This is a genomic window from Kitasatospora sp. NPDC088391 (assembly GCF_044753345.1).
In the GTDB taxonomy this organism is placed as follows: domain Bacteria; phylum Actinomycetota; class Actinomycetes; order Streptomycetales; family Streptomycetaceae; genus Kitasatospora.
On the sequence record NZ_JBIVNB010000005.1, the window covers coordinates 125,445 to 148,099 of the forward strand.

The 22,655-nt window shown below is 72.8% G+C and carries 20 protein-coding genes and 2 riboswitches; of the genes, 11 read left to right on the forward strand and 9 right to left on the reverse strand.

Annotated features, from left to right (window positions below):
• Positions 1-44: 44 nt before the first annotated feature.
• The 4 genes from ACIQBJ_RS17140 to ACIQBJ_RS17155 all read right to left on the reverse strand — a co-directional run bounded on the left by ACIQBJ_RS17140 (position 45) and on the right by ACIQBJ_RS17155 (position 4,297).
• The gene (locus ACIQBJ_RS17140; protein WP_400710140.1) at positions 45-1,703 is read right to left on the reverse strand and encodes a cytochrome bc complex cytochrome b subunit; all 1,659 of its coding nucleotides are present in this window, start codon (positions 1,701-1,703) and stop codon (positions 45-47) included.
• Complete coding sequence (locus tag ACIQBJ_RS17145; RefSeq protein WP_400710143.1) at positions 1,700-2,755, reverse strand: Rieske 2Fe-2S domain-containing protein; 1,056 nt, start codon at positions 2,753-2,755, stop codon at positions 1,700-1,702. Before ACIQBJ_RS17145 ends, ACIQBJ_RS17140 begins: the two co-directional genes overlap by 4 nt.
• A gap of 8 nt (positions 2,756-2,763) precedes the next feature.
• Positions 2,764-3,585 (reverse strand): c-type cytochrome, encoded by an 822-nt coding sequence (locus tag ACIQBJ_RS17150; RefSeq protein ID WP_400710146.1) that lies wholly within the window; start codon positions 3,583-3,585, stop codon positions 2,764-2,766.
• A gap of 91 nt (positions 3,586-3,676) precedes the next feature.
• A complete protein-coding gene (locus tag ACIQBJ_RS17155) occupies positions 3,677-4,297 on the reverse strand; it encodes a heme-copper oxidase subunit III (protein ID WP_400710148.1) in 621 nt (206 codons plus the stop codon).
• Between the two features lie 338 nt (positions 4,298-4,635).
• On the opposite strand from ACIQBJ_RS17155, the gene ACIQBJ_RS17160 reads away from it, so the two are divergent.
• The 3 genes from ACIQBJ_RS17160 (at position 4,636) to ACIQBJ_RS17170 (ending at position 7,913) form a co-directional block, all read left to right on the forward strand.
• Positions 4,636-5,061, forward strand: coding sequence for a hypothetical protein (locus tag ACIQBJ_RS17160; protein WP_400710151.1), 426 nt, complete (start codon positions 4,636-4,638; stop codon positions 5,059-5,061).
• Between the two features lie 157 nt (positions 5,062-5,218).
• The gene (trpD, locus tag ACIQBJ_RS17165) at positions 5,219-6,298 is read left to right on the forward strand and encodes an anthranilate phosphoribosyltransferase (RefSeq protein WP_400710154.1); all 1,080 of its coding nucleotides are present in this window, start codon (positions 5,219-5,221) and stop codon (positions 6,296-6,298) included.
• A gap of 90 nt (positions 6,299-6,388) precedes the next feature.
• A riboswitch (SAM riboswitch) is annotated at positions 6,389-6,506 on the forward strand.
• Positions 6,507-6,554: 48 nt separating this feature from the next.
• Positions 6,555-7,913 carry an aminotransferase class V-fold PLP-dependent enzyme gene (locus tag ACIQBJ_RS17170; RefSeq protein WP_400710157.1) on the forward strand — a complete coding sequence of 453 codons (1,359 nt, stop codon included), beginning with the start codon at positions 6,555-6,557 and terminating at the stop codon, positions 7,911-7,913.
• Between the two features lies 1 nt (position 7,914).
• Here ACIQBJ_RS17170 and ACIQBJ_RS17175 read toward each other — a convergent pair whose 3' ends face one another.
• Positions 7,915-8,196 carry an Lrp/AsnC ligand binding domain-containing protein gene (locus ACIQBJ_RS17175; RefSeq protein WP_400710160.1) on the reverse strand — a complete coding sequence of 94 codons (282 nt, stop codon included), beginning with the start codon at positions 8,194-8,196 and terminating at the stop codon, positions 7,915-7,917.
• The gene (locus tag ACIQBJ_RS17180) at positions 8,193-8,996 is read right to left on the reverse strand and encodes a rhomboid family intramembrane serine protease (RefSeq protein WP_400710163.1); all 804 of its coding nucleotides are present in this window, start codon (positions 8,994-8,996) and stop codon (positions 8,193-8,195) included. The genes ACIQBJ_RS17175 and ACIQBJ_RS17180 overlap by 4 nt, the downstream gene beginning before the upstream one ends.
• 150 nt (positions 8,997-9,146) lie before the next feature.
• On the opposite strand from ACIQBJ_RS17180, the gene ACIQBJ_RS17185 reads away from it, so the two are divergent.
• The 6 genes from ACIQBJ_RS17185 (at position 9,147) to ACIQBJ_RS17210 (ending at position 16,395) form a co-directional block, all read left to right on the forward strand.
• A complete protein-coding gene (locus tag ACIQBJ_RS17185; RefSeq protein ID WP_400710166.1) occupies positions 9,147-9,413 on the forward strand; it encodes a hypothetical protein in 267 nt (88 codons plus the stop codon).
• A gap of 180 nt (positions 9,414-9,593) precedes the next feature.
• Positions 9,594-11,000, forward strand: a complete 1,407-nt coding sequence (locus ACIQBJ_RS17190; protein WP_400710169.1) for an NYN domain-containing protein — start codon at positions 9,594-9,596, stop codon at positions 10,998-11,000.
• 192 nt (positions 11,001-11,192) lie between these two features.
• Positions 11,193-12,230 carry an NlpC/P60 family protein gene (locus ACIQBJ_RS17195; protein WP_400710172.1) on the forward strand — a complete coding sequence of 346 codons (1,038 nt, stop codon included), beginning with the start codon at positions 11,193-11,195 and terminating at the stop codon, positions 12,228-12,230.
• Between the two features lie 374 nt (positions 12,231-12,604).
• Positions 12,605-12,767: riboswitch (cyclic di-AMP (ydaO/yuaA leader) on the forward strand.
• A gap of 10 nt (positions 12,768-12,777) precedes the next feature.
• The gene (locus ACIQBJ_RS17200) at positions 12,778-13,839 is read left to right on the forward strand and encodes an NlpC/P60 family protein (protein ID WP_400710175.1); all 1,062 of its coding nucleotides are present in this window, start codon (positions 12,778-12,780) and stop codon (positions 13,837-13,839) included.
• A gap of 211 nt (positions 13,840-14,050) precedes the next feature.
• On the forward strand, positions 14,051-15,112 hold the full coding sequence (locus ACIQBJ_RS17205) for an NlpC/P60 family protein (RefSeq protein ID WP_400710178.1): 1,062 nt from the start codon (positions 14,051-14,053) through the stop codon (positions 15,110-15,112).
• Between the two features lie 167 nt (positions 15,113-15,279).
• Positions 15,280-16,395 carry a hypothetical protein gene (locus ACIQBJ_RS17210; protein WP_400710181.1) on the forward strand — a complete coding sequence of 372 codons (1,116 nt, stop codon included), beginning with the start codon at positions 15,280-15,282 and terminating at the stop codon, positions 16,393-16,395.
• A gap of 29 nt (positions 16,396-16,424) precedes the next feature.
• Here the strand turns inward: ACIQBJ_RS17210 and ACIQBJ_RS17215 are convergent, their stop codons facing one another.
• Both ACIQBJ_RS17215 and ACIQBJ_RS17220 read right to left on the reverse strand, forming a co-directional pair.
• Positions 16,425-17,327: a carbohydrate kinase family protein gene (locus tag ACIQBJ_RS17215; RefSeq protein ID WP_400710183.1), complete on the reverse strand. Its 903-nt coding sequence runs from the start codon at positions 17,325-17,327 to the stop codon at positions 16,425-16,427.
• 78 nt (positions 17,328-17,405) lie between these two features.
• Complete coding sequence (locus ACIQBJ_RS17220) at positions 17,406-18,764, reverse strand: glycosyltransferase 87 family protein (protein WP_400710185.1); 1,359 nt, start codon at positions 18,762-18,764, stop codon at positions 17,406-17,408.
• 273 nt (positions 18,765-19,037) lie between these two features.
• Between ACIQBJ_RS17220 and ACIQBJ_RS17225 the strand changes: the two genes are divergently transcribed.
• Positions 19,038-20,180 carry a glycosyltransferase family 4 protein gene (locus tag ACIQBJ_RS17225; RefSeq protein ID WP_400710188.1) on the forward strand — a complete coding sequence of 381 codons (1,143 nt, stop codon included), beginning with the start codon at positions 19,038-19,040 and terminating at the stop codon, positions 20,178-20,180.
• Here ACIQBJ_RS17225 and ACIQBJ_RS17230 read toward each other — a convergent pair.
• Positions 20,177-21,973 carry an AMP-dependent synthetase/ligase gene (locus ACIQBJ_RS17230; protein ID WP_400710191.1) on the reverse strand — a complete coding sequence of 599 codons (1,797 nt, stop codon included), beginning with the start codon at positions 21,971-21,973 and terminating at the stop codon, positions 20,177-20,179. The two genes, ACIQBJ_RS17225 and ACIQBJ_RS17230, sit on opposite strands and share 4 nt — an antisense overlap.
• A gap of 246 nt (positions 21,974-22,219) precedes the next feature.
• On the opposite strand from ACIQBJ_RS17230, the gene ACIQBJ_RS17235 reads away from it, so the two are divergent.
• Complete coding sequence (locus tag ACIQBJ_RS17235; protein ID WP_400710194.1) at positions 22,220-22,654, forward strand: SRPBCC family protein; 435 nt, start codon at positions 22,220-22,222, stop codon at positions 22,652-22,654.
• Position 22,655: the final 1 nt, after the last annotated feature.

Consider the following 22,655-nt stretch of genomic DNA (forward strand, 5'->3'; position numbering starts at 1 on the left):
CGGAGCCGGTGGGGGTTCTGACGTGGCGTGACAGCTACCCGGGATCAGTGGTGGCCGTGGCCGCTGGTGATCTCGTGGTACTCCTCGGTGGTGGGCTTGGAGATCTGGCTGCTCTCGCCGTAGAAGCCCTCGGAGAGCTTCACCCGGGCCTTGGTCACCACGCCGGCCTTGCTGGCCACACCGTTCTCGTCCGTCGCGGCGGGCAGCTCCAGCGGCTGGGGCTGCTCGTGGGCGGTGAGGGTGTGCAGGTCCTTCTGCGCCAGCGGGGTGTGGACCTCGACGAACTCGCCGTGCGGCAGGCGCTTGATGACGCCCGACTCGCGGCCGTGCAGCACCTTCTCCTTGTCACGGCGCTGCAGGCCGAGGCACCAGCGCTTGGTGACGATGAAGGTGAGCACCGGCACCACGAAGAAGCCGACCCGGACGGCGTACGTGATCGTGTTGATCGACAGGTGCAGGTGGGTGGCGAACAGGTCGTTGCCACCACCGACCAGCAGGATCAGGTACAGCGAGATCCAGGCCGCGCCGAGCGCGGTGCGGACCGGGGCGTTGCGCGGGCGGTCCAGGATGTGGTGCTCGCGCTTGTCGCCGGTGACCCAGGACTCGATGAACGGGTAGACCGCGATCGCGGCCAGCACCGCCGGGAAGATCGCCAGCGGGACCATCACGCCGAGGTTCAGCGTGTGACCGCCCCAGACCGAGATCTCCCAGCCCGGCATGATGCGGATCAGGCCCTCGGAGAAGCCCATGTACCAGTCGGGCTGGGCGTCGGTCGACACCTGGTCCGGACGGTACGGGCCGTACGCCCAGATCGGGTTGATCGTGGCGATCGCCGAGATCGCGGCGATGATGCCGAAGACCAGGAAGAAGAAGCCGCCGGCCTTCGCCATGTAGACCGGCATCAGCGGCATGCCGACGACGTTCTTCTCGGTCTTGCCCGGGCCCGCCCACTGGGTGTGCTTGTGGTAGAAGACCAGGATCAGGTGCGCCACCAGCAGGCCCAGCATGATGCCCGGGATGAGCAGCACGTGGATGGTGAAGAAGCGCGGGACGATGTCGTGGCCGGGGAACTCGCCGCCGAACAGGAACATCTGGATGTAGGTGCCGACCAGCGGCACCGCGAGGATCGCGCCCTCCATGAAGCGGATGCCGGTGCCCGACAGCAGGTCGTCCGGCAGCGAGTAGCCGAAGAAGCCGTCGAACATGCCCAGGACCAGCAGCAGGAAGCCGAAGACCCAGTTGATCTCACGGGGCTTGCGGAACGCGCCGGTGAAGAACACGCGCATCATGTGCACGAGCATCGCGGCGACGAAGACCAGCGCGGCCCAGTGGTGGATCTGACGGATCAGCAGGCCGCCGCGGATCTCGAAGCTGATGTTCAGCGTCGAGGCGTAGGCCTCCGACATCCGGATGCCGTTCAGCGGCAGGTACGAACCGTGGTACACGGTCTCGGCCATGCTCGGCGTGAAGAACAGCGTCAGGTACACACCCGTGAGGATGATGATGATGAAGCTGTAGAGGCAGATCTCACCGAGCATGAAGGACCAGTGGTCCGGGAAGATCTTGCGCAGGTTGGCCTTGGCCAGGGTGTAGATGCCCAGCCGGCCGTCCAGCCAGTCCGTCGCCGCCTCGGCCTTGTTGGCAGGCTTGGCGCGGCTGCTGGCCGGCTTGGAGGCACTGTTGGTGCCGCTTGCGCTGCTCATCGCGGACGCTCCCAGTAACTCGGGCCGACGGGCTCGTCGAAGTCGCCGGTGGCGACCAGGAAGCCCTGCTCATCGGTGGTGATCTTCAGCTGCGGCAGCGGGTGGCCGGCCGGGCCGAAGATGACGCGAGCGCCGTCCGCCAGGTCGAAGGTCGACTGGTGGCAGGGGCAGAGCGCGTGGTGGGTCTGCTGCTCGTACAGCGAGATCGGGCAGCCGACGTGGGTGCAGATCTTCGAGTAGGCGAGGATGCCCTCGAAGCCCTTGTCCCGCGACTTGGCGTCCTTGATGTCGTCCGGGGAGATCCGGATCAGCATCAGGGCGTCCTTGGCGATGCGCTGCTGGAAGTCCTCGTCCGACTCCTCCAGGCCCTTCGGCTTGGCGAAGGTCAGCGAGCCCTGGACGATGTCCTCGGGCTTCATCGGCTGGTCGGTGTTCATGTTGACCAGCTGGATCGGCTCGGCCGGGGTGGCCTCCACCCAACCGGTGTGCAGCAGCTTCTTCTCCGGCAGCGGGCCGAGGTCGCGCAGCAGCACCACACCGGACAGCGGCACCAGGGCCATCGAGCCGATCAGGGTGTTGCGGATCATCTTGCGGCGGCCGAAGCCGGACTCCGCGGCACCCGTCCTGAACTGCTCGATGACGTCGTTGCGGACCTCGTCGTCGGCCTCGATCGCGTGCCGCTCGGCCGGCAGCTCGTGGTCCGACATCAGGGTGCGGGCCCAGTGGACCGCGCCCGCGCCGATGCAGAACAGCGCCACGCCGAGGGTCAGGCCCAGGGCGAAGTTGAGGGCGCTGACCTTGCCCAGCGGGAAGATGTAGACCAGCTTGTCGGCGTCGATCGACGCGTACGAGGCGATGAAGCCGACGGTCGCCAGCATCGACACCACGAACATGAACGACACCTGGCGCTCGGCCCGCTTGGCGGCCCGCTCGTCGATGTCGGTCCGACGCGGCTCGTGGGCCGGCAGGCCCGGGTCGGCGAACGGGTCGCCGTGGGTGGCGACGTCCGTGCCGTGGGAGGCGTCGTGCGCCTCCGGCAGGTTCTCTGACATGTCGTGGCTCATGACTTCTTGGCCTTGGTGGTGTGGGCGGCGACCCAGATCGCGATCACGATCAGCGTGCCGAGACCGAAGATCCAACCGAACAGGCCCTCGGTCACCGGACCGAGGCTGCCCAGGGCGAGACCGCCCGGGTTCGGCTCGTTGTCGGCGTTGCGGACGAAGGCCACGATCTCGCGCTTCTGCTCCTCCGGCATGGTGCTGTCGGGGAAGGACGGCATGTTCTGCGGGCCGGTCTGCATGGCCTCGTAGATGTGCTTGGCGTCCACGCCCTCCAGGGACGGGGCGTACTTGCCGTTGGTCAGCGCGCCGCCCTTGCCGGCGAAGTTGTGGCACTGGGCGCAGTTGGTGCGGAACAGCTCGCCACCCTTGGCGACCTGCTCGGCGTTGGTCTTCGGGTCCTCGGAGGGCTGGTACTGGTCCTTGCCCGGGGTGACCGGGCCGGGGCCCAGCGAGGCCACGTAGGCGGCCAGCTGGTCGATCTCGGCCTGCGAGTAGATGTTCTTCTTGCGCGGGACCTGGGCGCCCGGCTGCTGCGCGGGCATCCGACCGGTGGCGACCTGGAAGTCGACCGCGGCGGAGCCGACGCCGACCAGTGACGGACCGTCAGACGTGCCCTGGCCGTTCAGGCCGTGGCAGGAGGAGCAGCCCACGGCGAAGAGCTTCTTGCCCTCGTCGATGGCGAGCGACTGCGCGGAGCTGTCGGCCTGCGCCTTCCCGGCGGGCGCGAAAGCGGCGTACAGCCCCCCGGTGGCCGCCAGGGCGAGAAGTAGAACGACGACCGCCGCCAGTGGGTGGCGCCGTCGTGCGGAGAGCTTTTTCACGGAATAACCCCGGTGTCAGGATCTGGTCGGCAGCAGCCTGCCCCTGACGCCCAGGCGTCCAGGTGACGCCGGGTCAGGGGCGGGGCGGCTGTTACTTGATCAGGTAGATGGTCGCGAACAGGCCGATCCACACGACGTCGACGAAGTGCCAGTAGTACGACACCACGATCGCCGCGGTGGCCTGCTCGTGGGTGAAACGCCGCGCCGCGTAGGTCCGCCCGAGGACCAGCAGGAAGGCGATCAGACCACCCGTCACGTGGAGGCCGTGGAAGCCGGTGGTCAGGTAGAACACCGTGCCGTACGGGTCCGAGGACAGCGACAGGCCGTCCTTCTTGACCAGCTCGGTGTACTCGAAGATCTGGCCGCCGATGAAGACGGCGCCCATCACGAAGGTGATCGCGAACCACGAGCGCAGCTTCTTCACGTCACCGCGCTCGGCGGCGAACACGCCGAGCTGGCAGGTGAGCGAGGAGAGCACCAGGATCGTGGTGTTGACCGAGGAGAACGGCACGTTGAGGGCGTGGGCCTTCTCGTGCCAGAACTCGGCGCCCTTGACCGAGCGGAGGGTGAAGTACATCGCGAACAGGGCCGCGAAGAACATCAGCTCCGAGCTCAGCCAGACAATGGTTCCGACGCTGACCAGGTTCGGCCTGTTGACCGCTCCGTGCGCGTGTCCGGTTTCTGTTGCTGTTGCTGTCGCCACGACGGACATTATGTCGGTCCCTTATTCCGTCTTCACGCCGGGGGGTCTCCCTCGGAGTGTCCGGTGCGTGCGGTATGCCCCGCTCCCGCGCCGCCCGTTTTCTGACGGTTGTTCGGACCGGGTGAGCGAACTGCGCCGACGGGGTGACTCCCGGGCGCGTCGGCTTGAGCGAGATCGCGTCGGGGACTCTCCAGGAGGGCCGCGCCGGAGTAGCATCCGTCCGAGGACGTGGCCCGGGTCACACTGGGCCGTTCGGTCCGGCCGTCAGGCGTTCGGCCGAGACCGTCCGGGCGCGCCCCGCGGAACGGGCGTGCATATAAGAGGACGAGCACCAGGAAGCAGGGGACATGGCGCAGCACTCCGACGAGACGCTCACCGTTCTCGTCTACAGCGACGACCGCAACACCCGCGAGCAGGTCGGCCTCGCCCTCGGCCGGCGCCCCGCCGCGGACCTCCCGGCGGTCGAGTACCTGGAGTGCGCCACCGCCCCCGCGGTGCTGCGCGCCCTGGAGAAGGGCGGCGTCGACCTCTGCGTGCTCGACGGCGAGGCCGTCCCGGCCGGCGGGCTCGGCCTGACCCGGCAGCTGAAGGACGAGATCTACGGCTGCCCGCCCGTCCTGGTCCTGATCGGCCGTCCGCAGGACTCCTGGCTCGCCGCCTGGAGCCGCGCCGACGCCGCGCTCTCCCACCCGGTCGACCCGGTCCCGCTCGCCGAGGCCGCGACCACCCTGCTGCGGGCCCGGCTGGCCCGCCGCGCCCCCGCCGGGCGCTGACCGCCCCGGCGGCGCGTCCCGGCGGCCCGTCTCACGGGCGCGTCTCACCTGGAGAGAAGGGGGCGGTAACTCGCGGCGGCCGTCCCCGCTCGCTCGATAGGCTGACGCCACGTCCCGGGGACGCCCCGGGACGGAGACGAGAGCTGGAGAGTCGGCCATGGTGAACGCGCACTCTGCGAACGGCGGTAGCGACCCCGCGCAGGTGGTCCGCACCTGGCCCGACCTGCTGAGCTCGCTGCTGGGCGGCCAGGACCTCGCCCAGGCCGACACCGCCTGGGCGATGGACCGGATCATGACCGGCGAGGCCACCCCCGTGCAGGTGGCCGGCTTCCTGGTCGCGATGCGCGGCAAGGGCGAGACGGTCGAGGAGATCTCCGGCCTGGTCGAGACGATGTACGCGCACGCCCTCCCGCTGGACATCCCCGGTCCCGCCGTCGACATCGTCGGCACCGGCGGCGACCGGGCCCGGACGGTCAACATCTCCACCATGTCGGCGGTGGTCGCGGCCGCCGCCGGGGCGAAGGTGGTCAAGCACGGCAACCGGGCCTCGTCGTCGGCCTCCGGCTCCTCCGACGTGCTGGGGCGGCTCGGGATCAACCTGGACCTCTCCGCCGAGCGGGTCGCCCAGGTCGCCGAGGAGGTCGGGCTGACCTTCTGCTTCGCCGCCAAGTTCCACCCGTCGATGCGGCACACCGCCCAGGCGCGGGCCGAGCTGGCCGTGCCGACGGTCTTCAACATCCTCGGCCCGCTCACCAACCCGGCCCGGGTCACCTCGCACGCCGTCGGCTGCTTCGACACCCGGCTGGCCGGGCTGATCGCCGGGGTGCTCGCCCGGCGCGGCGCGAAGGGACTGGTCTTCCGGGGGGACGACGGACTCGACGAGTTGACGGTCACCACCACCTCCCGGGTCTGGGTGATCCGGGACGGCGCCGTCACCGAGACCGCCTTCGACCCGCGGGACGTCGGGATCGAGACGGTCGGGATCGAGGCGCTGCGCGGCGCCGACGCCGAGTACAACGCGGAGGTGGCGCGGCGCGTCCTGAACGGCGCCCCGGGGCCGGTCCGGGACGCCGTCCTGCTCAACAGCGCCGCCGCCCTGGTGGCCCTGGAACTGACGGACGCTCCGCTGACGGAACAGCTCGCGGCGGCGATGGAGCGCACCGCGCGGGCGATCGACTCGGGGGCGGCGGGGGCGCTGCTGAAGCGCTGGGCCGAGGCGACGCAGCTGCCGGGGTGAGATCGGGGTCGCTCCCGCGGCCCCTGGCCGCCGTCTCGTGTGGTGGACAGGGGTTGAGCCGGGAGGGGGCTCGTGTATGGTTCTGGATCAGGTCATGAGTGACAGCGCGAAGCCCCAGCTCGCTGTCCGGCAACCCTCCGTCCGTGGCGGGGTGCCCTGGGTGAGGACCGGGCCACGCGGCGAACCGTCCGCGCGGCAAGCGCGGACTTCCGGACGGCACACCTCCGGGGTCCTCACCCCGTGGAGGAGTGCACCCATGTCCGTGACCACCGAGATCTGTGAGCCGCTGGCCGTGCTGGGCCAGGACGTCGAGGTTCCGCTGGCGTCGGGGGAGAAGGTCGGGTACGCGGCGCTGGACTACGCGGCGAGCGCCCCGGCGCTGCAGCGGGTCTGGGACGACGTCGCGGCCTACGCGCCGTACTACGGGTCGGTGCACCGGGGGGCCGGCTACCTGTCGCAGCTGTCGACGGACCTGTTCGAGCAGAGCCGGCGGACCGTCGCCGAGTTCCTGGACCTGCGGGACGGCGACCAGGTGGTGTTCACCCGGGCGACCACCGACTCGCTGAACCTGCTGGCGGGGGCGGTCCCGGCCGGGACCGAGGTGTTCGCGTTCGAGACCGAGCACCACGCCTCGCTGTTGCCGTGGCGCCGCGAGGGCCTGACGGTGCGTTACCTGCGGGCGCCGCGCTCGCACGCCGAGGCGGTGGCCGCGCTGGAGGAGGCGCTGCTGGACGCGGCGGACGGGCCGAAGCTGTTCTGCGTGACCGGCGCGTCGAACGTCACCGGCGAGCTGTGGCCGGTCCGCGAGCTGACCGGGGTCGCGCACCGGTACGGCGCCCGGGTGGTGCTGGACGCGGCCCAGCTGGCGCCCCACCACCGGCTCTCGGTGCGGGAGTTGGACGTCGACTGGGTGGCGTTCTCCGGCCACAAGCTGTACGCGCCGTTCGGCGCCGGCGTGCTGGCGGGCCGCGCGGACTGGCTGGACGCGGCGGAGCCGTACCTGGCCGGCGGCGGGGCGAGCCGGACGGTGGCCCGCGAGCTGGACGGCTCGGTGGCGGTGGAGTGGCACAGCGGCCCGGCCCGGCACGAGGCCGGCTCGCCCAACGTGATCGGCGCGTACGCCGTCGCCTCGGCCTGCCGGGCGCTCACCGAGGCGGGCTTCGACGCGCTGGAGGAGCGGGAGCGGGCGCTGGTCGCCCGGCTGACGGCCGGTCTGGCCGAGGTCCCCGAGGTGCGGGTGCTCAACCTGTTCGGCGAGGGCTCCGACCGGGTCGGCGTCATCTCCTTCGTGGTGCGCGGCTGGAACAGCTCGCACTTCTCGGCGGCGCTGTCGGCCGAGTACGGCATCGGCGTCCGGGACGGCCTGTTCTGCGCGCACCCGCTGGTGCGGACCCTGCTGGGCGGGGAAGAGGCCGGGCCGAGCGAGTGCGGGGCGCCGGAGCCCTCGCTGCCCGGGGAGCGCAGCCTGAACGCGATCCGGGTCAGTTTCGGCGCCGGCACCCCCGTCGAGCACGTGGACCGGTTCCTGACCGCCGTCCGCGAACTGGTCAGCGACGGCGCGAAGTGGAACTACCGCAGCGAGGGCGGCCGTTGCGTGGTCGACACCGCGCGCTGAGTCAGCCGTCCAGGCCGAGCGAGAACGCGGCCTCCAGGTCGACCTGCGAGTAGGTGCGGAAGGCGATGTGGGTCTCGGTGCCGGACACGCCCGGGACCTTGTTCAGCCGGCCGGGGATCACGTCGGCCAGGTCCTCGTGCCGGCGGACCCGGACCATCGCGACCAGGTCGTAGGTGCCGGTGACGGAGTAGACCTCGCTGACGCCCTCGATGGCGGCGATCGCCTCGGCGATCTCGGGGATCCGGTCGACGTCGGTGTTGATGAGGACGATCGCGGTGATCACTGAGCAACTCCTGTTCGAGAAGGTGCGCCCAGGGTATCGCCCGCCGGACGGGCGGCCCAGGCGAACAGCCAGCCCGTCAGGAAGCCGATCACGTGCACCAGGTACGCCACCCCGTCGCCGCCGGAGGTGGCCGACCAGAACTGCAGGGCGAACCACAGGCCGAGCACCAGCCAGGCCGGGAAGCGCAGCGGCAGGAACAGCAGCAGCGGCACCAGCGTGGTCACCCGGGCCTTCGGGTACAGCCGCAGGTAGGCCCCCAGCACCCCGGCGATCGCGCCGGACGCGCCGACCAGCGCGCGGGTGCCGTCCGCGGTGTGCGCCTCGGCCAGCGCGTAGCCGTAGGTGGCCAGGTAGCCGATCGCCAGGTAGCCGACCAGGAACCGGAACCGCCCCAGCCGGGCCTCCACGGCCGGGCCGAAGACGAACAGGAACAGCAGGTTGCCGATCAGGTGGACCCAGCCCGCGTGCACGAACAGCGAGGTCAGCACCGACAGTTCGGGGATCTTGCCCGGGGTCGGCGGCAGCACGCAGCCCGGCGCGGCCGGGGGCAGCGCGGACAGCTGGGCCGCCGTCAGGGGGTGCCCGCCCAGCAGCTCGGCGGGGACCGCGCCCCAGCGGTGCTGGTAGCGCTGCTCGGCGCAGGCCCGGGCGTCGCCGCTGCCGTAGAGCGGGTTCAGGCCGGACGGGCCGGTCAGCAGGACCAGCGCGGACACCGCGATCAGCAGGTACGTGACGGCCGGGGTGCGGACGGCCCGCTCGGCCGCCGGCGAACCGGCCCGGGCGGGGGCGGAGAGCACCATGCCGGTCAGCATTCCTCGGGGGCGTGCCCCCGACACCGGGCGCTGCTCCGGACGGGTGGGCGTCCGGGCTGTGGACCGGAACCCGGCCGCGCGGACGCAGGCAATAGGCTGGAGGCCCGGAACCGGGACCAGCCGAGAGGGACCACACTGATGACCATTGCCGCGCCGACCGCCGAGACCCGCTGGCGCTGCACCCTGTGCGGCAACCTGACCCGTTTCGACGTCACCCGTTCGTCCCGGGTGACCGACTTCCTGCACTTCGACCTCGCGGGCGAGTCCAAGGTCGAGGAGACCCAGGTGCTCGCGGAGACCATCGAGTCGGTCCGCTGCCGCTGGTGCAACGCCGTCGACCAGGTCGAGCTGGTGGCCCGTCCGGGCGCCGAGGAGCCCGCGGACGGCACCGCCGAGCAGGGCTGACCCGCACCCCACCGCCCCGCGCCCCCGTCCGCCCGGACCGGGGGCGCGGGGCGGCCGCGTCGGCGGGGGGTGGTGTCGGTGCGGCACGGTAGACGGGACAATCGACAGCAGCGGCGGAACGACCCCCCGCCCGGCGCCCGCCGGGAGGGACCGCCCGGACCAGGATCGGAGCCGAGGACAGTGGCGGAGGCAGTGAACGCGCCCGCGGGCCCGGACGGGACCGCGCCCGCCCCGGGCCCGGACACCCCCGAGGCGGAGCCGGACACCCACGAAGCGGAGGGCGGCGGCTCCCGCCCGCTCCCCGAGGGGGTGCGCCGCCGGGTGGTCGGCATCGCCTCCGACGCGCTGGGCGCCATCGCCCCGGGCGAACTCCCGCCCGCGCTGCGCCCGTACGCCAAGTTCACCCCCGCCCGCCGGGCCAAGTACGCGGCCACCGCGCTGGCGGCCGCGCTGGAGTCCGACCCGGCGTTCCGGGTCCGGATAGCCGACCGCCTGCGGCTGGGCCAGCCGGACCTGGTGCGCGCCCTGGAGGCGGGCAGCGCGCCCGCCGCCGCCGACCCGATGGACGTCGCGGCCGCCGCCTACCTGGTCCGGCCGGCCGACTGGACCCGGTTGGTCGAGGAGGCCGGCGAGGAGGCCGAGCGGGTCGACGCCGAGGGCGCCGCCGCCGAGGCCGTCCGGCAGGCCGAGAAGTTCCAGGAGGAGCTGGCCGAGGTCCGGGCGGCGGCCCGGACCGAGGCGGACCGGCAGCGCGCCGAGTCCGAGGGCGTCCGCCGGGAGGCCGAGTCGCTGCGCAAGAAGGTCCGCTCGCTGGAGGCCGACACCCGCCGGGCGCAGGCCGAGGGCCGGCGGCTGGCCGGGGAGCTGGAGGCCGTGAAGGCGGCTGCCGCGGCCGAGCGCAGCGCCGCCGAGAGCGAGTCCCGCCGGCTGCGGCACCGGCTCGCCGAGCTGGAGGCCGCGGTGGAGAGCGGCCGCCGCACCGCCCGCGAGGGCCGCACCGTCGAGGACATGCGGCTGCGCCTGCTGCTGGACACCGTGCTGCAGTCCGCGCAGGGCCTGCAGCGGGAGCTGGCGCTGCCGGTGACGGCGCTGCGCCCGGCCGACCTGGTGGAGGCGGTCGAGCCCGGCTCGGCCTCGCCGCACGACGTGGCCCGGCGCGGGCTGGCCGAGGACGACCCGGCGCTGCTGGACCAGCTGCTGGCCATCCCGCAGGTCCACCTGGTGGTGGACGGCTACAACGTCACCAAGACCGGCTACCCCCAACTGCCGCTGGAGCAGCAGCGGATGAGGCTGCTGGGCGGGCTGGCGATGCTGGCCCAGCGCACCCAGGCCGAGGTGACCTGCGTGTTCGACGGCCAGGACCTGGACGTTCCGGTGATCATCGCGCCGCCGCGCGGGGTGCGGGTGCGGTTCAGCCGCACCGGGGAGACCGCGGACGAGCTGATCCGCCGGCTGGTCCGGGCCGAGCCGCAGGGGCGGCCGGTGGTGGTGGTCTCGGCCGACAAGGAGGTCGCGGACGGGGTGCGCAAGGCGGGGGCCCGGCCGGTCGCCTCGGTGCTGCTGCTGAACCGGCTGTCCCGCAGCTGAGCTGGGATGACGTCCCGTCAGGACACCGCTCGGTGACCGGAGTGTGTCGGTGTCGTGAAGGCGGGTCGGGAAGCGCTCCGGGACCGTTCCGGGAGTGGACGCGGGAGAGGGACTTCACTAGGGTCTGGCGTCAAACCTATATTCCGGACTATCACTCCCCCGGGTGAGTCCAGCAGGAAGAAGGAGCCTCCCTTGGCCTCCCACCGCCGTCCCAAGCAGCCGAGCCGTGCGCGGGTCTCCGTGCTCACCGCTGCCGCCGCGACCGCGGTCGCCCTGTCGGCCCAGGTGAGTGCGCACGCCGCGCCCGCGCAGCCGAGCAAGGACGAGGTCAAGGCGCAGGTCGACAAGCTGCTGGACGAGCAGGAGCAGGCCGCCGAGAAGTACAACGGCGCCAAGGACCGGGCCGACCAGCTGCGCAAGCAGGCCGACCAGCTGCAGGACCAGGTGGCCCGCAGCCAGGAGCAGCTGACCGAACTGGCCTCCGGGCTGGCGGCGGTGGCGGGGGACCAGTACCGGCAGGGCGGCGTCGACCCGTCGATGCAGCTGATGCTCTCCTCCGACCCGGACAAGTACCTCACCCAGGCCGCCTCCTTCGACCAGGCCGCCAGCACCCAGGCCGAGACGCTGAAGTCGCTCAAGGACCAGCAGCGCCGCCTGGACCAGCAGAAGGAGGAGGCCGCCCAGGTCCTGCACGAGCTGGACGGCCAGACCCAGGCGCTGAACGACGCCAAGAAGGACGTCCAGACCAAGCTGCAGGAGGCGCAGAAGCTGCTCAACCAGCTCTCCGCCGCCGACCGCGCGGCCATCCTGCGCGGCACCGACGGCGCGGCCTCGCGCGGCACCACCCGGATCGACCCCTCCACCCTCCCGCCGGCCAGCGGCTACGCCGCGACCGCGGTGGCGGCGGCGCTCAGCAAGCAGGGCGCGGCGTACGTGTGGGGCGCCACCGGCCCGAGCACCTTCGACTGCTCCGGCCTGATGGTGTGGGCGTACAAGCAGGCCGGCGTCGGCCTGCCGCGTACCTCGCAGGCGCAGGGCAGCTACGGCACCAACGTGGGCAAGGACTGGTCCAACGCGCTCCCCGGCGACCTGGTCATCTACTACGGCGACCAGCACCACGTCGGCATGTACATCGGCAACGGCATGGTGGTGCACGCCCCGCACACCGGCGACGTGGTGAAGGTGATGAAGGTCGACGCGATGCCGATCTCCACCATCCGCCGGGTCTGACCCGGACGGGTCCGGTCCTGACGGTCCGAAGAATCGGACATATGCCCCCAGGGGGCGACAATTGACGCGATGTGACACGCCCGGGCGGTCGAGATCCTGCTGTGATCTGCGACACGCCCGGCGTCGCGTTTCCGGGCCGAATCGCGGAATGGATCACGCGCTGGGTAACTTTGTGATCACGGTCGGTCATATTCTCAAAAGAATTTGATACAGAATCAGATTTTTTTCCGACAAGGATTTGAACGGATCACGGATCGGTTACTAGGGTCTTACCTCGACCACCGCAGAGTCGATCGCCCAAGGGGGGCGGCGGCGGAGGTCGCCGCCGAGTCCGTGACGCAGCGGGCAGACCGTCAACACCGGGTCTGCCGACGGGGATACCCCAGCCGGGGTGCTGTCGAACGGAGCCGGGGAACCACGTTCCCCCGGGGTGAATCGGTGCCAGGTCCGGCCGCCTCGGCGGGCGGTGAGGCATCGTAGGGCTTCTTCCGGCCCGAACCCGTCAGCTCACCCGGTAGGCGGTGTGAGGAAGAAGGAGTCCGCCTTCGTGGCGTCCCATCGTCGTCCCAAGCCCGCCAGTCGTACCCGGGTCTCGATTCTCACCGCCGCCGCGGCCACCGCGGTGGCGCTCTCCGCCCAGGGCGGGGCGCACGCCGACCCGGCGCCGACCAAGGACCAGGTCAAGCAGCAGGTCGACCAGCTCAACGAGCAGGCCGAGGTCAAGACCGAGAGCTACAACGGCGCGGTCGAGAAGCAGCAGGAACTGCAGAAGCAGGTCGGGCAGTTGCAGGACCAGCTGGCCCGCCAGCAGGACCAGGTCACCACCGTCCAGCAGAGCCTGGCCGGGATCGCGGGCGAGCAGTACCGGACCGGCAACGTCTCGCAGACCATGCAGCTGATGCTCTCCAGCACCCCCGACGCCTTCCTCGGGCAGGCCGGCACGCTGAACGCCGTCGGCTCCACCCAGGCGGACCTGCTGAAGAGCTTCAAGGCCGAGCAGGCCAAGCTCGACACCCAGCGCAAGGAGGCGGAGTCCAAGCTCGCCGAGCTGGACACCACCACCAAGGCGCTGAAGGCCGACAAGGACGACATCCAGGCCAAGCTCGCCCAGGCCCGCGACCTGCTCAACACGCTCACCCAGAAGGAGCGCGACGACCTCGCGGCCGCCGAGGCCAAGGCCGCCTCCGACTCCCGGACGCAGGCCGAGCGGGCCTCCCGGGACACCGCCCGCCCGGACCTGAACACCCCCGCGCCCAGCGGCTTCTCCGGCAACGCGCTCGGCGCGGCGACCTCGAAGCTCGGCAGCTGGTACTCGTACGGCGCCACCGGCCCGACCACCTTCGACTGCTCCGGCCTGATGCAGTGGGCCTACGCGCAGGCCGGCGTGTCGATCCCGCGCACCTCGCAGGCCCAGGCGAGCGCGGGCACCAACATCGGCAGCAACATCGCCGACGCCCGTCCGGGCGACCTGATCATCTACTACGGCGACATGCACCACGTCGGCATGTACGCCGGCAACAACCAGATCGTGCACGCGCCGCACACCGGCGCGCAGGTCCGCTACGAGTCGGCCACCTCGATGCCGATCAACCGGATCGTCCGGATCTGACGGTCCGTCCGAGGCGCTCGGCCCGGTACCCCGCACGGGGTGCCGGGCCGCTCTCGTTCGGATGTCCGATTCGCGGTCAAATATTCGGTGCTGTCGGGGTTTGGACTGGATCGACCTGACTCGCTAACCTCTGCCCCCGGGCCCCCGCGAGGACGGCCGCCCGATCCACGGGCGGCGGCGGAGGCCGGCCGCAGGAACGGAGTCGTCGCGCGTGTCCGTGCATCGTCGCCCCCCACTGCCCGGTGTCCAGCGCCTCGCCCGCGCCCTGGCGCTGACCGCCGCCGCGACCGGGGCGCTCGGCCTCACCGTCGGCGCGGCGACCGCCGCCCCGCTCGCCCCGGCCGACCCGCCGGGCCGCAGCGAGGTCAAGACCCAGGTCGACCAGCTCTACGAGGAGGCCGAACGGTCCTCCGAGACGTACAACGCCGCGCAGGAGCAGCTCAAGCGCCTGCAGTCGGAGGCCGGCTCGCTGCAGAACCAGGTCGCCGCCGGGCAGGACGAGCTGAACCGGATGCGCGGCGACCTGGCCGCCGTCGCCGCCGCCCAGTACCGGGCCCAGGGCCTCGACCCCTCGGTGCGGCTGATGCTCGACAACGACCCCGCCGCCTACCTGGCCGGGGCCCGCTCGCTCGACCAGGCCACCGCCCGGCAGGACGACGCGCTGCACGAACTCGCCGACCGGCAGCGCCGGTTGGACCAGCGCCGGCAGGAGACCACGGCCAAGCTGGCCGAGCTGGAGGGCGTCCGGCAGCACCTGGCCGCCGCCAAGGACGAAGTCCGGGACCGGCTCGGCAAGGCGCAGCGGCTGCTCAACAGCCTGGCCCCCGCCGAGCGGGTCCGGATGGCCGCCGACGACGCCCGGGAGGCCGAGCAGCGCGCCACCCGGGGCACCGACCGGCTCGACCTCGGCGACCAGCCGCCCTCCTCCGACCGGGCCGCCGCCGCGCTGCGGGCCGCCATCTCCAAGATCGGCTCGCCGTACGTCTACGGATCGACCGGCCCCGGTACCTTCGACTGCTCCGGTCTGATGTACTGGGCGTGGCGGCAGGCCGGAGTGACCCTGCCGCGGACCTCGCAGGAACAGGCCTCGGCCGGCCGGCGGGTGAGCCTCGCCGAAGCCCGGCCCGGAGACCTGGTGATCTTCTACAGCGACAGGCACCACGTCGGCATGTACGCCGGCGGGGGCGTCGTCGTGCACGCGCCCTACCCCGGCGCCCGGGTCCGCTACGAGAGCGTGGGCGCGATGCCGGTCAGCTCGGTGGTGCGGGTCTGAGCCTCACCGAGGAACCCCTGGTCACCGACCTGCCGCCGAGGGCGCCGCGGGTCGGTGCTCCGCTGTCCCGGCGGGCCGCCCTGCTGCTGGCCGCGGGCGGCGCGGCCCAGCTCTCGCTGCCCGGCGCCGCGCCGTCCCGGGCCCCCGCCGCGGTCCTCCCGCCCGCGGTGGCGGCCCCGAGCGGCGTCCGCGAGGAGGTGGTCCGGGTGCTGGCGGCCCGCGCCGCCGCCGTCCTCGGCCGGGACGCGGCCGGCCTGGCGGCGGTCGCCGCGGCCGGGGCCGAGGAGGCCGACCGGGACCTGCTCGCCCGCACCGCCGGGCTGCGGCTCACCGGGTACACCCTGAAGCCCGGCTCCTTCGCCGAGCCGGCCCCGGGGGCCGCGGAGCTGACCGTGCCCGCCGAGCTGGGCTACCGGATCGAGGGCGTCGACGAGTACCCGGCCCTGCTGGAGCGGCGGGTCCGGCTGGTCCGCGAGCCGGCCGGCTGGCGGGTGGCGGGCGAGACGCCCGCCGGTGCCGCCGCCCCCTGGGACCTCGGCACGGTGCGGGCCGTGGACGGGCGGTACAGCCTGGTGCTCGGCCTCGGCGAGGAGGCCGAACTGGCCGCGCTCGCCGACCTCGCGGACCACGCCGCCCCGACCGTCCGGGAGGTCTGGGGCGACTGGAGCCCGTCCCGGCTGCTGCTCGAACTCCCGCTCACCGAGCAGCAGTTCGCCACCCGGATGGACGTCTCCGCGGACGCCTACCAGGGCATAGCCGCGGTCACCCTGGCGGTCGGCGGCGCCCCCGTGCACACCCCCGCCGACCGGATCGTGGTCAACCCCGACGCCTACCGGCAGCTCAGCGAACTCGGCCGCCGGGTGGTGGTGACCCACGAGGCCACCCACGTCGCCACCCGGGCCGACACCAAGCCCTGGACCCCGCTCTGGCTCTCCGAGGGCGTCGCCGACTACACCGGCTACCAGGGCACCGGCCGGACCCTGCGGCAGATCGCCCCCGAACTCGCCAAGGACGTGCAGGCCGGGCGGATGCCCGCCGAACTCCCCGCCGACACGGCCTTCGCGGCCGGCTCGGCCGGCATCGCCCAGGCCTACGAGCTCGCCTGGCTGGCCTGCGACCTGATCGCCCGCCGCTGGGGCCAGGACCGGCTGGTCGCCCTCTACCGGACGGTCGGGCAGTTCGGCGCCGGCGGCCTGGACCGCGCGATGCGGGCCCAGCTCGGGACCGGCACCGCCGAGTTCACCAAGGACTGGATCACCGAGGTGGCCCGGCTGAAGAGCTGAGGGGCCGACGGGTGCTCGCCGGGAGCCGGTCAGCCGCGCAGCGCGGCGTCCAGGCCCGCCGCGCCCAGGAACGCGGTGTGGGTGCCCGCCGTGGTGCAGGCGAAGGCCCCGGCGACCGCGCCCGCCCGCATGCACTCCTCGGCCGGGCGGCCCGCCAGCCGCTGCCGCAGGAAGCCCGCGACGAAGGAGTCGCCCGCGCCGTTGCTGTCCACGACCGGCGCGCCCGGGTCGACGGCCGGGAAGTGACGGGGCGCGGCGTCCGCCCGGGTCAGCAGGAAGGAGCCGTGCGCGCCCGCGGTGGCCACCACCAGCTCGGCCCGGCCCTGTTCCAGCACCGCGCGCATCACCGCCTCCGGGCGGTTGTCCAGGCGCGCCGCGGAGAGGAAGACCACGTCCGAGCGGAGCGCGTAGTACCGGTGGTGCTCGTCGGCGCCGTTCCAGGCGTGCAGGTCGGTGGAGCTGGTGCGGCCGAGGCGCTCGATGTCCGGGTACATCTCCCGGTTGACGTTGGTGATCGACAGGTGGACGTGCGCCGAGCGCTCCAGCAGCGGCAGCCAGAACGCGCGCGGCAGCCGGGCGTCCGCCGGGTGCCGGCCGTCGTAGAAGGAGAACCGCAGGCCGTCCCGGTCGACCAGGTTGACGCTGCGCGGGGTGCCCGCGGGGGCGGGCAGGTGGCTGAAGTCCAGGCCGCGCCGGGCGTACTCGGCGAGCACCAGGGCGCCCTGCGGGTCATCGCCCAGGAAGTCGGCGAACTTGGTGCGCAGGCCCAGCGCGTGGCAGCCGAGGGCGACGCCGTTGCCGGTGTGCGCCGGGTAGTCCAGCACCGGGGGGACGCCCACCGAGTCGCGGCCCGCCGGGACCTCCAGCCGGTCCACCCGCACGATGGTGTCCACGCCGACGCCGCCGACGATCAGGATGTCGTAGTCGATCATCCGGCGATGGTGGCAGCGCGGAGCCCCTTGCTGCAAGGACTTTCAGAAACTTGCAGCAGGGGGCTCGGGGCGGCCCGGTCAGGCCCGGTCGGCCGGGGTCAGGTCGTCCAGCAGGTCCTGCTCGTAGGCGATGCCCGGCCGGACCGGGTACTGCGGCGTCACCTGGTCGGTCGGCAGCAGCACCGTGGTCAGCGACTCCCGGCGGCGGGTCGAGCGCCACAGCCGGTACCCCGACAGCACCGTGCTCACCACCAGCAGCACGTTGCGGGCCGTCAGCACCAGCACGCCGCCCAGCTCGCTCCGGTTCACCGCCCCGAACATGATCGGGAACTCCAGCGTGGTCAGCACCGCCGTCACCAGCACCAGCACCGCCACCGGGCGCTGGCTGGTGCCGCGCACCGTCAGGCAGACCGCCGCCAGGCCGACCACCCAGATCATGTACTGCGGGCTGATCACCCGGCTGGTCGCCGTGAAGACCAGCAGCGCGCACAGCGCCGCGTCGAAGGTGGTCGCCGTCGTCCAGCGGGCCGCCCGCAGGCGCCACACCAGCAGCCAGCCGAAACCGGCCACCGACAGGCCCACCATCACCTTGGAGATCACCTGCACCCACGGGCCGAGGAACTCCACCGAGCCGTAGTTCATCGTCACGGTGCCGTGCCAGGACCCCGCCAGCTTGGCGAAGTGCAGCGGCAGCGCGCCCACCGACTCGATCTCGATGCCGCGCTCCGACTGGAACTTCAGGAACTCGAACGCCCCGTTCATCCCCGCCGTCAGCAGGAACCCCAGGGCGGCCGCGAAGGCCGCCGCCGAGGTCCACGCCCGCCTGGTCCGGCGGCCGCGCGGCGTGCCGATCAGCGCCAGCAGCGGCCACACCTTCAGCAGCCCGCCCAGGCCCAGCAGCACCCCGCCGAGCGCCGGACGGCGCAGCATCACCAGCAGGCCCGCGATCGCCAGCGCCGTCACGACGATGTCGTAGCGGCAGTACACCGTCGGCCCGAGCAGCGGCACGCCCACCACCCAGTACCAGCCGCCCAGGTAGCTGCGGCCCCGGCGGACGCCCGCGCGCATCAGCAGCGCCATCGCGGCCGCGTCCACCACGCCGCACACCACCCAGAACGACACCAGGTACGACCAGGGCAGCAGCCCCGGCACCAGCATCACCAGCGCCGCGCCCGGCGGGTACTGCCAGGTCACGTCGTCCAGCGGGAAGGTGCCGGTGCGCAGCACCTCGTACCAGCTGTGGTAGATCACCGAGACGTCCGCGGTCACGTCCGTGCTGGCGAGCCGCAGCACGCCGGCGACCACCAGCACGATCAGGGTCCGGGACACCACCCAGCCGGCTCCCAGCGCCCACAGCGGACGGCGGCTCGGCGCGGGCACGGCGGGCAGTGCCGGGGACTCCGGACTGCCGGGCCGCTCGGCCTGGGCTGACTCCACTGCGCTCCTTCGGATCGTCGGGTGCGTACCGGGGCCCGGCCCCGGGCGCCCCGGGACCGGTGCCGGCGGGTACACCGGTAAGGACCGTACCCGCCCGCGAGCGGTTGCGCGGGCCGTCCGGCAATTCACCGAGCCGTGCGCGAACCGCCCCGGCCGGTGCCGCTCCCGCCACCGTCGGCGGTGCGGGCCGGGCCCCGGCGCACGGGCACGGTGACCTATCGTACGGACCACGCACAGGTACTCCGAGCACCCCCGACCGAGCGAGCCGCGGCCATGCACAAGACCCTCATCGTCACCAACGACTTCCCCCCCAGGCCCGGAGGCATCCAGGCCTTCGTCCACAACATGGCGGTACGCCAGCCCGGCGGCTCGATCGTGGTGTACGCCTCCACCTGGCGGGACGGCACCGAGGTCGCGAAGTTCGACGCGGAACAGCCCTTCCCGGTGATCCGCGACCGGACGAACATGATGATTCCCACACCGCGGGTCACCCGCCGTGCCGCCGAGATCCTCCGTGCCGAGGGCTGCACCTCGGTCTGGTTCGGCGCGGCCGCCCCGCTCGGCCTGGCGGCCCCCGCGCTGCGCCGGGCCGGCGCCGAGCGGCTGCTCGGCATGACCCACGGGCACGAGGCCGCCTGGGCCCAGCTGCCCGGCTCCGCGCAGCTGCTGCGCCGGATCGGGGCCGGCACCGACGTCCTCACCTACCTCGGCGAGTACACCCGCTCCCGGATCGCCCGGGCGGTCGGCCCCGCCGCGGCCGCCCGGATGGTCCAACTGCCGCCCGGCGTCGACGAGTCCACCTTCCGGCCGGACTCCGGCGGCGCCGCCGTCCGGGCCCGGCTCGGGCTCACCGACCGGCCGGTGGTGGTCTGCGTCTCGCGGCTGGTGCCGCGCAAGGGCCAGGACACCCTGATCCGGACCTGGCCGCGGGTGCTGGCCGCGCACCCCGACGCGGTGCTGCTGATCGTCGGCGGCGGGCCGTACCGGGCCGAGCTGGAGAAGCTGGTCGACACCGTCGGGGTCCGGCCGTCGGTGGTGTTCACCGGCGCGGTGCCCTGGGCGGAGCTGCCCGCGCACTACGGCGCGGGCGACGTCTTCGCGATGCCCTGCCGCACCCGGCGCGGCGGCCTGGACGTCGAGGGCCTCGGCATCGTCTACCTGGAGGCCTCCGCGACCGGCCTGCCGGTCGTCGCCGGGGACTCCGGCGGGGCGCCGGACGCCGTCCGGGAGGGCGTGACGGGCTACGTGGTGCCCGGGAAGGACGGGGAGCGGCAGCTCGCGGAGCGCCTGGTGCGCCTGCTCGGGGACGAGGGGCTGCGCCGCGAGCTGGGCGGGGCCGGCCGCGACTGGGTGCACGCGGCCTGGCGCTGGGACATGCTCGCGGAGCGCCTCACGGGACTGCTGCAGGCGCGCTAGCGCGTGTAGAGGGCCTCGATCTCGGGGGCGAAGTCCTTGAGGACGACGTTCCGCTTGAGCTTGAGGGAGGGGGTGAGGTGCCCGCTGGCCTCGGTGAAGGTGCTGGTGAGGAGGCGGAACTTCTTCACCGCCTCGGCGTGCGAGACGGCCTGGTTGCCGTCGTCGATCGCGGACTGGACGGCGGCGAGCAGGTCGGCGTCCTCGCGGAGGTCGGCGACCGTCGCGTCGGCGGGCTTGCCGTTGAGGGCCTTCCAGCGCGGGAAGAACTCGTCGTCGACGGTGACCAGGCAGGCGATGAAGGGCTTGCGGTCGCCGACCACCATGACCTCGCCGACGATCGCGTGGGCGCGGATCCGGTCCTCGATCACGGCGGGGGCGACGTTCTTGCCGCCGGCCGTGACGATGATCTCCTTCTTGCGGCCGGTGATCCGCAGGTAGCCCTCGTCGTCGAGGGTGCCGAGGTCGCCGGTGGCGAACCAGCCGTCCTGGAGGGCCTCGGCGGTCGCGGTGGGGTTGTTCCAGTAGCCGGTGAAGATCTGCGGGCCCTTGAGCAGGACCTCGCCGTCCTCGGCGATCCGGACCGAGGAGCCGGGCAGCGGCTGGCCGACGGTGCCGATCTTCGGCCTGTCGTCCGGGTTGAAGGTGGTGGCGGCGCAGGACTCGGTGAGGCCGTAGCCCTCCAGCACGGCGAAGCCGATGCCCCGGTAGAAGTGGCCGAGCCGCTCGCCGAGCGGGGCGCCGCCGGAGATGGCGGTCTTGCAGCGGCCGCCGAGGGCGTTGCGGAGCTTGCCGTAGACCAGCTTGTCGAAGACCGCGTGCCGGATGCGCAGCCCGAGCGAGGGGCCGCCGGCGTCGAGGGCCCGGCTGTAGGCGACGGCGGTGTCGGCGGCGCGGTCGAAGATCTTGCCCTTGCCGTCGGCCTGGGCCTTGGCGCGGGCGGTGTTGTAGACCTTCTCGAACACCCGGGGGACGCCGAGGATCAGGGTCGGCCGGAAGGAGCCGAGCTCGTCGGTGACGTTCTTGATGTCGGAGACGTGGCCGAGCTTGACCGGGGCGATGGCGGCGGCGATCTCGGCGATCCGGCCGAGCACGTGCGCCAGCGGCAGGAACAGCAGGACCGAGGACTCGCCGGTGCGGAACAGCTCGGGCATCCGGGCGGTGACGTTGCCCAGTTCGGCGAGGAAGTTGCCGTGGGTGAGCTGGCAGCCCTTGGGGCGGCCGGTGGTGCCGGAGGTGTAGACGATGGTGGCGATCGAGTCGGGCCCGGCGAGCACCCGGCGCTCGGCGACGTCCGCGTCCGGGACGTCCTGCCCGGCCCGGGCGAGGGCGGCGACGCCGTCGCGCTCGATCTGCCAGGTGTGCCGCAGCCCGGGGAGCCGGTCGCGGACCTCGGCGACCACCGCGGCGTGCTGGTCGGTCTCGGTGACCACGGCGAGCGCGCCGGAGTCGCCGAGGATCCACTGCACCTGCTCGGCGGAGGAGGTCTCGTAGACCGGGACGGTGATCGCGCCGGCCGTCCAGATCGCGAAGTCGAGCAGCGTCCACTCGTAGCGGGTGCGGGACATCACGGCGACCCGGTCGCCCGGGGTGACGCCGGAGGCGATCAGGCCCTTGGCGACCGCGTGCACCTCGGCGAGGAACTGGACGGCGGTGAGGTCCTGCCACCGACCGTCGGTCTTGCGGCTGAGGACGGCGGTGCCCGGGTGCCGCTCGGCGTTCTGGTGGACCAGGTCGGCGAGGTTGCCGTCACTCGGGACCTGGTAGCGGGCCGGAAGGCTGAACTCCTCGAGCAAGACTGCTCCTCGTCTGCGACGCTGCGGGACGACTGGACGTTACTGCCCGGTAGGTGAGTTCGACCAGGGGGGTCGGCCCGGTGTTCCAATCGTCACACCGCAGGTCGGAAGTGCGGATGGACCACTGGAACCCTACGGCAGAGCGCGGGTGACCCGCCGGTAGGTGCCCGCGCGGGAATCGCGCGGCCCCGCCCGCGATAGCCTCTGCTGGGCGCACAGCAGCACAGGGAGATCGCGGAGGCCGCAATGGCGGAGCACACCAGGTCGAGCATTGTCATCGACGCCACCCCGGCCGAGGTCATGGCGGTGATCGCCGACTTCGCCGCCTACCCGGAGTGGACCGGCGAGGTGAAGGAGATCCACGTCCTGGAGGACGGCCCGGACGGCCGCGCCGCCCAGGTCAAGCTGCTGCTGGACGCCGGGGCGATCCGCGACGAGCACGTCCTCGCCTACACCTGGGACGGCGACCGCGAGGTCAGCTGGACCCTGGTGCAGAGCCAGATGCTGCGCGCGCTGGACGGCTCCTACGCGCTCGCCCCGCGCGGCGCGGACGCCACCGAGGTCACCTACCAGCTGGCCGTGGACGTCAAGATCCCGATGCTCGGCATGATCAAGCGGAAGGCGGAGAAGGTCATCATCGACCGCGCGCTGGCCGGCCTGAAGAAGCGCGTCGAGGGCTGAC

Excerpts from the sequence above, each read along its gene's own strand:
- ACIQBJ_RS17140 (WP_400710140.1), bottom strand. The coding sequence starts at position 1,703 with ATGAGCAGCGCAAGCGGCACCAACAGTGCCTCCAAGCCGGCCAGCAGC.
- ACIQBJ_RS17145 (WP_400710143.1), bottom strand. The coding sequence starts at position 2,755 with ATGTCAGAGAACCTGCCGGAGGCGCACGACGCCTCCCACGGCACGGAC.
- ACIQBJ_RS17155 (WP_400710148.1), bottom strand. The coding sequence starts at position 4,297 with ATGTCCGTCGTGGCGACAGCAACAGCAACAGAAACCGGACACGCGCAC.
- ACIQBJ_RS17160 (WP_400710151.1), top strand. The coding sequence starts at position 4,636 with ATGGCGCAGCACTCCGACGAGACGCTCACCGTTCTCGTCTACAGCGAC.
- trpD (WP_400710154.1), top strand. The coding sequence starts at position 5,219 with ATGGTGAACGCGCACTCTGCGAACGGCGGTAGCGACCCCGCGCAGGTG.
- ACIQBJ_RS17170 (WP_400710157.1), top strand. The coding sequence starts at position 6,555 with ATGTCCGTGACCACCGAGATCTGTGAGCCGCTGGCCGTGCTGGGCCAG.
- ACIQBJ_RS17180 (WP_400710163.1), bottom strand. The coding sequence starts at position 8,996 with ATGGTGCTCTCCGCCCCCGCCCGGGCCGGTTCGCCGGCGGCCGAGCGG.
- ACIQBJ_RS17185 (WP_400710166.1), top strand. The coding sequence starts at position 9,147 with ATGACCATTGCCGCGCCGACCGCCGAGACCCGCTGGCGCTGCACCCTG.
- ACIQBJ_RS17215 (WP_400710183.1), bottom strand. The coding sequence starts at position 17,327 with ATGATCGACTACGACATCCTGATCGTCGGCGGCGTCGGCGTGGACACC.
- ACIQBJ_RS17225 (WP_400710188.1), top strand. The coding sequence starts at position 19,038 with ATGCACAAGACCCTCATCGTCACCAACGACTTCCCCCCCAGGCCCGGA.
- ACIQBJ_RS17235 (WP_400710194.1), top strand. The coding sequence starts at position 22,220 with ATGGCGGAGCACACCAGGTCGAGCATTGTCATCGACGCCACCCCGGCC.